At 37.5% G+C, this 9002-nt stretch carries 8 protein-coding genes; 4 read left to right on the top strand and 4 right to left on the bottom strand.

Going from position 1 to position 9002, the window contains the following annotated elements; translation table 11 throughout:
* Positions 1 to 893 precede the first annotated feature (893 nt).
* Positions 894 to 1322 carry a hypothetical protein gene (locus tag AB5062_RS22165; protein WP_057099284.1) on the top strand — a complete coding sequence of 143 codons (429 nt, stop codon included), beginning with the start codon at positions 894 to 896 and terminating at the stop codon, positions 1320 to 1322.
* 756 nt (positions 1323 to 2078) lie between these two features.
* Here the strand turns inward: AB5062_RS22165 and AB5062_RS22160 are convergent.
* Both AB5062_RS22160 and AB5062_RS22155 read right to left on the bottom strand, forming a co-directional pair.
* Entirely contained in the window at positions 2079 to 4118 is a 2040-nt protein-coding gene (locus AB5062_RS22160; protein ID WP_117855885.1) for a glycoside hydrolase family 2 TIM barrel-domain containing protein, read from the bottom strand.
* Positions 4119 to 4416: 298 nt separating this feature from the next.
* Positions 4417 to 5094, bottom strand: coding sequence for a porin family protein (locus tag AB5062_RS22155; protein WP_016270605.1), 678 nt, complete (start codon positions 5092 to 5094; stop codon positions 4417 to 4419).
* Between the two features lie 484 nt (positions 5095 to 5578).
* Between AB5062_RS22155 and AB5062_RS22150 the strand changes: the two genes are divergently transcribed.
* The gene (locus AB5062_RS22150; protein ID WP_016270606.1) at positions 5579 to 5767 is read left to right on the top strand and encodes a hypothetical protein; all 189 of its coding nucleotides are present in this window, start codon (positions 5579 to 5581) and stop codon (positions 5765 to 5767) included.
* Positions 5768 to 6251: 484 nt separating this feature from the next.
* Here the strand turns inward: AB5062_RS22150 and AB5062_RS22145 are convergent, their stop codons facing one another.
* Together AB5062_RS22145 and AB5062_RS22140 are read right to left on the bottom strand one after the other, a co-directional pair.
* Positions 6252 to 6539 carry a hypothetical protein gene (locus AB5062_RS22145; RefSeq protein ID WP_234241492.1) on the bottom strand — a complete coding sequence of 96 codons (288 nt, stop codon included), beginning with the start codon at positions 6537 to 6539 and terminating at the stop codon, positions 6252 to 6254.
* 1049 nt (positions 6540 to 7588) lie between these two features.
* Entirely contained in the window at positions 7589 to 8401 is an 813-nt protein-coding gene (locus AB5062_RS22140; RefSeq protein ID WP_151851138.1) for a S24 family peptidase, read from the bottom strand.
* 141 nt (positions 8402 to 8542) lie between these two features.
* Between AB5062_RS22140 and AB5062_RS22135 the strand changes: the two genes are divergently transcribed.
* Together AB5062_RS22135 and AB5062_RS22130 are read left to right on the top strand one after the other, a co-directional pair.
* Positions 8543 to 8755 carry a hypothetical protein gene (locus tag AB5062_RS22135; protein ID WP_151851137.1) on the top strand — a complete coding sequence of 71 codons (213 nt, stop codon included), beginning with the start codon at positions 8543 to 8545 and terminating at the stop codon, positions 8753 to 8755.
* A gap of 11 nt (positions 8756 to 8766) precedes the next feature.
* Positions 8767 to 8931 (top strand): hypothetical protein, encoded by a 165-nt coding sequence (locus tag AB5062_RS22130; RefSeq protein ID WP_368326990.1) that lies wholly within the window; start codon positions 8767 to 8769, stop codon positions 8929 to 8931.
* Positions 8932 to 9002: the final 71 nt, after the last annotated feature.

Below are 9002 nucleotides of genomic sequence, written 5' to 3'. Positions count from 1 at the left end.
TGATAATCTGCTCAAGGATTCCAAATCTATCAATATCAATATTGACGGTTCTTGTTTTTTCCGTACACCATATATATTACATACGGTGCACCGGCTTGTACTACTTGTTTGTTTATCTTAAATCTTTCAAAGAACTCTCATTTATATTTTGCCATCGTTTCCGAAAGCGGATGCAAAGGTAAGAGATTTTATCGTAACCGCCAAATGTTTTCGAAAGTTTTTTTTGAAAAAGTTTTTTTTCGAAACTTCCATAAAAGGCGGGACGTCCATCCTCCCCAAGTCTTATCCGTTCTCGCTCCCTTAGCCCCGCTAAGGTAAGATACTGGGTGCAGACACTGTCAAGGAAAACTCTCCTACGTTTGTTTCACCAAGTCAGTCACACACTGTCTGAAGTGCCGCATCTCTCTCGATTGCGGATGCAAAGGTAGACCTTTTAACGATTACCAGCAAACATACGAAGGAAAAATTATACGGATTTCCTGAAACTTTTTTGTAATACTCTGAATAACAGATGTGTTACAAAGCATGTTTTTATAACGGAGGACACGGGAGGAAAAAGACAGACACATTATAATATTCGCACGCGCGTATAGGAACGGAAAAAGGAAGGGACACATACGAAAACAGCAGACGGAAAACAAGAAAAGACGGAAAAACGAAAGGCAAACTTGCAAACTTGCAAAACTTGCAGCATCTCCACACACACTAAAAAACAAAACTACCATTTAAGACAAGAACGAAATCAAAGACAATAAATAAGTAAATTCTATAATTCTCTTTATACAAAAAGACAGACCTGTTTTATTCCTCCATTTACAAATAAAAAACTATCCACCTATCAGATGATCCATTAAAAAGACGTATCTTTGCCATTCATTATTTTTAATGCTAACATGAAATACGGAGTAACAAAAAATACATTACTTATTACAGCAGGCATAGTTTGGCTCTTAGCCGGTATCAACATCTTACGTATTGGAATAAGTTGCTGGATAAACGATTCTCATTATTGGTTCTTCAAAGTCTGTGAAGCTACCATAGTATTTCTGTTATTCTTTGGTCTGATATTTCATAAACTTTACAAGAAACATACTCATCGCATATCTCAAAAGAAAGCCAAGAATTGTCCATTCTCTTTCTTCGATGTAAAAGGGTGGATTGTCATGGCATTCATGATTACCATAGGTATTTTAACACGCACCCTGCATTTACTACCGGAAGCATTCATTGCTGTATTTTATACAGGATTGTCAGTAGCCCTAATTACAACTGGTACCCGATTTATATGGTACTGGTGGAGAAACAGGCATCTACTAGTCTGATAAGTCATTCGGTCTACAGGGATTTCCACGACGGATGCTATTTTTCCCTCGCACGATGGCAGCGAAACCTCCCCAAAAGAAACGACAGTATCACCAATCACTCTTTCAAATCGCATGTTTCAAGAAATCTACAGGCTACCCTACAGGTTGATATCACTATCAGAGTGAATCGAAGAAAATCATATCATGCTACGCTAAGGTTTCCGCATCGAGCAGATTAATCATACCTGATTGCAAATTGTTATAAGCTCCCGAACAGTTGTTGTCATTGTATGGATTCCTCAACATACAGTTCGGCAACCTCAATGCGACATACATCTACACCGGTAAACTCCACAATACACTCGCCCACAACCTGCGTTATCCTTGCGCGAAGTAAACCACAAGTATCTTGCCTTTTCAGCCGGATAGTCGAAATCACCCCGGTTCTCTCCACTTCCTAGCTTTTCGGGTATTATCAACTGTTCTGTTTCTAGCGTAGAAATATCATTAAGAAAACATACTGCCACGCTGAACAACGGAAAGAGCAATAGTTAAATAATAAATAACCTTTTCATCTTCTATCATTTTTTTATTGGTTGTTACATTCTTCATCTGTCACAACATGGGATGGAGATAAAATAGCACTACCGTAACGACGGTTCAACAGTTCTGATTGTGTAGAATCAACACAAGACGATGAGCCAACTGGTTAAATCAAACCAATAAAAAACAATCGCCGCAGAAATAAATGTATAACTCCCTGCGGCAATTGTTTTATTGTAATATCCAAGTACATCGATCTATCAATTGTTTTTTACTATCATTGGCACGTACTTCTATTTCATTCCTTCCTTTTCTGAGAGGGACATCCTTGAACAAACAAACTTTCAAACTGTCTGGTTTCATCTTTCCACACTGACAGTCATTCACGATCAATATCACTTCTTCTACATTCGAAAAAACCTGTACATCAACGAGTGGCTTCACTCGATTCACATTACGACGCCCCGCGATATAAATCATAGGTTCCGGATTCCAATTGGCCCGATAAAAATAATAAGCATCCTTTTTAATCTTGCGATCATGGGTTACCAGCCCTTTGTCATTAATGCCCGGACGATCACCTTCCGTACGATGAGCCGCACCGAAATCAAACATATTCCACACAAAACTAGCCCACACATACGGACGTTCGTTTATTATTTTCCAATTCTGAATGTGATATTCTGTTTGCCAATTCTCTGGATGCCACCAACTTCCGGGAACAGTTTGTACCAATGAATCCTGCTGATGATAGATACTAGCACCCGCACCATATTCGCTGATGGCAATTTTCATTTCGGGATGGTTCTTATGAGTAGCATCCAACCATGTGGCAAGCGTAGCCGGCGTAGCCCCATACCATCCGTCATAGCGATTCCAAGCTATATGATCAGTAATGAAATTCAACGCACCCTCCTGATTACTTGCAGAAGTAGTAGGACGAGTAGGATCCTCTTGATGCGCTATAGCATTCAACTCCTTTATATACTCTACAGGATTGTCTCCCTGCTCTTTTAATTCATTGAACAACCCCCAAAAACAGATACTAGGATGATTGTAATGCTGGCGTATCATCTCTTTCAACTGCTCTTTACCATTTTCACGGAAAGAAGGCTGATCAACAAAACCTTTATCAGCGTATCCTCCCGGCCCCACAAATGGAATCTCAGCCCAAGTAACAATACCATGTTTATCCATTAAATCATACATATAGGTAGCTTGCGGATAATGTGCCAGACGAACAGCATTCACCCCCATATCAAGCATGATACGAGTATCTTCCTCGTGATGCACCGGACAAAGAGCATTACCCACTTCCGCCTTCTCCTGATGACGGCATACACCATGCAGCGGCAAGTGTTTTCCATTCAAGAAAAAACCTTTATCGGGATCCGTGACGTAATAACGTAACCCTAACGGCTGTTCCACTTTGTCCAATTCTTTTCCGTCTTTAATCAAAGTCAACACCGCCTGATACATGAACGGATCCTGCATACCGTTCCAAAGACGCGGATTCTTCAGTATGAACCCTATATCCTCTACCTGTACATCTGTATGAGGAATCATACTTACTTCCTTCTCCGTTTCATACACAGTTTTTTTCCCGTCATTAACCTGCAACCGGAGCACTACTTTCCGGAGTTCTCCCGTTCCATTAGAAAGATTTACGCGTGCACAAATAGTTGCCTGTTTATCCGTAACCTGTTGCTGTATGAGATAAACCCCAGACGATGCATAATCTAACGGAGAAATACACAGGTTATCAGTCAGCAACAGATGTACATCCCGATAAATGCCACCATAAAAATTAAAATCACCGACCAATGGCATTACATCCAACTGCTCGCCATTATTGACACGTACCAGCAATGCATTCTCTTTTCCATATTCCACTTTATCGGTTATCTCGAAGACAAAAGCTCCATAGCCTCCCCGATGCTCACCTATATGTTTACCATTTACAAAGACATTGCTCACGCAATTCGCTCCCTCGAAACGTAAAAAAAGCCGCTTGCCTTGCCACTCGGGACGGATGAATATCTTTTTAGTATAATTACCTATTCCCCGCTTGTAATCGTGCTTACCACTCAAGGCATCCTGCGCATTCCAAGTATGAGGCAAGTCTACCCTACGTGCAGCACTAGCATTTACTTGATGGGAAAAACGGAAACTCCAATCCTGATTGATAAGCTTATCTTCTCTTTGTGCCAACACCTGCATGCTGAAAGCTGCGGCAAATAATACGGTGAAAGTTCTTCTGAGGTTTTTCATATGTATTTTTATTATTATACTTTGATTTATGTTCCAACAGCAAAAATAGACAAAAAACTTGAGAGAGCAACTAAAAAAAACAGAAGAATAGTTGAATACGAAAAAGGTAAAAGTCAAAACCGCCGTGAATAACTTTTCTTCTGATATTCACAGCGGCATATATTATAAGCAAAATAATAAATCAACACATATCCTCTCAGAGATTTTTCCAAGCATTTCTTAATAATATTTCGTATAGAAGCATGCTAAAAAATACCGATATAATTACAAATATAAAATCCAACGATATATTATCTTATTATTTTACATTTAGCTTATAACCAATAGAGAGGGTTAAACTGTTATAATTTACACCTATATTATCATTTTTAGATTCTTTCCCAAGTGACATTTCATATTGAAGCTTAACCGTCCACCTCCGATTTTCAAGACCTACAGCGGATGCCATTCCCCAGTCGAAATTTCTCGCATGCTGATATAGAAACTGGTTGCTACCACCCTCCGCACTTTCTCCCACACCAGGATATCCTTCAATCCAACCGGAAGAAGGCATAGTTAGATAATATGGATTGCTGTCAATATGATTTTTGATACAATATCCTATATATGGTCCTATCTCAAAGAAAAATTTAGTGGAATTGTTGCTATGGATAGAGAATTTAGCTAAAATAGGAACTTGTAAAAAATGCCTTGTCTGAGAAACATTTTCTATCCATGTAGCATCTCCATTACTATATGTTCCGCCATTATTCACAGAGTATCCTCTAAAAGTATAATATAATCCCGACTTCATAGAGAACACATTATTAACATTATAATCTGCAGATATTCCTAAACGAGTGGATGGACGCCAACATTCTCCATATCCAGTTCTTTGTATTGCAGATAACCCTGCTTCGGTTGCCCATGTAACACGCTGAGCATTAGCCCACATGCTACAAGAAAAAACAACAGCAAATAATAATACTTTTTTCATTGAAAAATAAATTAAAGTTAGTAATTCTATAGTTTATACTATCGTGTCGCTATAATCTTTTTCATCATAATAACTTCATTTTTTGACAGAATGACAACAAAGTTCCGTTTTACCCCCATCCATGAAATCATTTTTATTTCAAACTAACATTTTACCAAACCAATAAAATTGAATGTAAGTACGATATAGCGATGACTGATCCGCTAAAAAACAATACAATGGAAACAAGCAATAAGTATTGTTTCAGGCTTACAAAAGAAGAAGCCATTTTAAATTAACACATTGAATGCATGATTTTTTATATATTTCCACATCAACAACAATTCATCTTGGTACACAATAAAAAAGGAGCCACCCAATGAACTAAAGCCATCGACAAACTAAGGTCAGAATATCCTCTTGACTTATTATTGAAGTTGAGAAAGATGATTCTGTCTGTATTCTATTATCATCTGAAATACCTGAAACAAACAATAAATATGCCATGAAGAAAAAACATAAAGCCTATCGTCACATAACTGCGGAAAATATATCTATCTCCATTTTGCAAAATCATACTATTCCAAAACATTCATTTGTGGATCATCCGCTCCAATCCATTAGCAAGCAGTGCCTGGGAACAGGCAATATTCCGGTGAATAAATCTGAGTCAGTAGATTTTTATTGGGAGTAATTTTTACCCTCATACAGTATTGCATGAGAAAAAAAAGTTCCGGTTATGCTTTGACAGAATACCTATACTTGAATGGTTCAAGATGAAATTCAAAGAGTACAAAAAGAGGAAAAACAGACCGAAAAGAGGATTAAGAACATAATATTCAATAACAAAAAAAAATAAAAATGCAATTTTGACAGTCAATAAATTGCATTTTTATTTCTATTTTTGTGGTTATCTGCGAGGCTGAATAATAATATAAATTTAACAAGATGTCATGAAAAAGAAAATGATTATTATATTTTTAAGTACAAGCATATCGCTACTATTTTCTTCATGTTCAACTATACTAGAAATTATAACAGGAGATAGACAGTGTATATATCCTAATTGCACAGAACGGGCTACCAGCAACTCAGCTTATTGCTCATATCACAAACCGTACTACTTAAAATAAACATTTATCTACGTAATTAACACGTTGAAAAAGATTTAAAATGCCTTATTTCAAAATATTTTCAGGTATTTGAGGGAATAGAGTTACATCTCCATTCACTACGTATTCCGTACCCTCTTCTTGCATTTGCATCGTAGGAGCAAGTGCAATATCTGAACGTATGTTTACAAACTTTGATAGTTGGTCCCAATCCACACCTAAATACTTATTTAGAATACTATATATTGCAGAAGAAGGACCTATCAAATTAAATTTATGACTTGATGCAGAAATATTTTCATTAGTTAGTTTGCCATCTTCGTCTGTTTTATAGGTTAATGTCAGAAATGGCATTGTTTCATATGAGAGGTTGGGATTATTATTTTTCTCGACATAGGGGGCTCAAATTGAAATGTAGTAAATAGGCCATCTGGCAAAAGCATCGGAAATACCGATAAACAGGACGTTTTGGTGAGATTAGCTTAAAAGACAGATGCAAATCGAAATGTAACAATCATAAGACAAGTATATAACATAATGCAGGAACTTTAAACGGTTTGAACGGTTGAAATGTAACATAAACAGCATATGCCTGATAAAACCCTCCCAAATGGCTATAGAAAGTAGGATACAGCCGTTTGGGAGGATTTCTTTTGCTGTTTAAGCAGGTATTCAAGAAGCGTTTTTGTGAGGCCAGAAAAACGGCTTCACAGAAGGACAGGAATAGACAATCAAAATGTTAAAAGCAGAGTTGGTTAGTCATTTGGTTAGCAAGTTGGTTAGTCACAAAATGTAAAACAAAAGAAACTGAGGTGAAAGTTGGTTAGTCATTTTACGTGATTTTAGAACAGTGTTTTATACCTGTTATTTCAACTTTGACAACGAATATACATGGTTAAACACTAGTTTATAGGGGGATATTATGAATTATTACGGTCCTGTGGTAGAATAACATACTTATTAATGCATTGATTATTAGCAAACAATCGCATTAATAAGTATATTAGCATCACGAAAACGTGTGTGTGGCCTAAATATGGCAGAATAAGACAGTTGGTAGTCTAACAGGTTGCAGAAATTCAGCCTGATTGTGTCAGTGGTTCGAGTTCACTTTCTACCACAAATTTTTAGCTGGAATTGCGGTATTAGTTTTTGTTAGTTGAATCGGCTCCCGGTGCTTGCGCCGGGAGCATTTTTAAATAATCATGATATCGAGGTATTCTATCAATCCTTTCATTGTGTGCTTAATTATCTGTTCTCATTGATTCTTGCTGGTATAGCCGATAGAGATTTCGGAGGTCGAAGGGAGCTTTGTAGCGGCAAATGACAGCTAAAAAGGCTAACTCTTAGTTTACAGTTCTAATAGCATTTAAAAACTATTTATTCAGACTGGTAGTGCATGGTTATTTTATTAAGTTTAAATTCTTCAATACCATTTGCATCTGACCAGCAAGTAGGTCATACTTATCTTCCAACTCGCCTACTTTCTTATAATAAGTTTCATGGATATTCGGCATTTTGGCACTAATATAGAATTCGGCATACAGAATGGAGTTTATTTCATCTTCCATGAGGTTAAAGTTTCCATAGTTCACTTTGTCAGGATTGTCGCTCATGCAGGTAACAAAGCCGTGTTCATGGAATCGGTTTTTCAAGCGTTTGAGATAGGAACGTCCATCACAATCACTGATGACATACACGTGCTGATCGCGGAGGTTTTCCCATTCGGCACGGTCCAATAAGCGCACCACGACATAAGAACTGTCTAATATGGTAGGTGCCATACTGTCCCCTTTTACCCTGATACAATAATATTGTGCATGACGATGTAGCATAGATGCTGGCAATTTTATCCCGTCCACTACCTCTATATAATTCGGATTAGGGAAACCGGCAGTGCCAGCTGCTACGGATATTTCCACTATGGGGATAGTAACAGTATTATCTTTCGTGGAAGAGATTAACTCCACAGATGGAGCAGTTTTCTCCATAACGGACGGTGTTTCTTCGGTACGGAGCATAGAACCTTCACCGGTGAGGAGCCATTCCGCATTAACATTTTCGCATTTTGCGAATAACAATTCGCTATCATATGTATTACGGGATATCCATGTGCTAACACCTTGAGGTGTAATACCTAATCGTTTAGCAAACTGTGATTTATTACCATTATCATAATACTCAATCAATTGTTCGAGCATCTTCTTTTTATCCATATTCAAAAATTTGCAATAAACATTCTGCGAAATATTTCACAGAATGTTTGGTTTGTATTCGCAAAGTGTTTATATTTGCAGCATCTTAATGAATTAAGTTAGCCCTCAAAGATAGAAATAACAACTCATAAATCAAAGAATATGGCAAAAAAAGAAAGGTACATCAAGCTGGACAAAGACAAGGTAAAGGAGATTGCGGACATCAAAGGAGTGTCTACAGTAACCGTGTATGCTGCATTAAAGTTTCAAACAGACAGCGCACTGGCAATGCTTGTCCGCGCATGGGCTTTGAATCATGGCGGAAAGCTGTTTGAAGAAGCGGAGAATCCCTATCAGAATGTAGTAACCCTATAAACAGAGTAATTATGGACAAGATTGAAGAAGCTTTCAAAAACTTAGGAAGAACAGAGAAAGCGAGATTCATTTCGCAGAACATCGAGTATGCAAATGCGGTTGCAGTATCCCATTATGTAAAAGGTTATCTTTTCGATGTCCTTCAAGATGTGGGCGATGATAACTATGTAGTGTAGATACTAATTGAAAAGTGCGCCAATATTCCAGTTGAAAATTGCGCCACCATAGGATAAGTATAATGACCTTT

It is taken from the genome of Phocaeicola sp. RTP21359st1_B8_RTP21360_211022, assembly GCF_040911965.1.
Classification (GTDB): domain Bacteria; phylum Bacteroidota; class Bacteroidia; order Bacteroidales; family Bacteroidaceae; genus Phocaeicola; species Phocaeicola vulgatus.
This window is presented reverse-complemented; position numbering and strand designations above follow the sequence as displayed.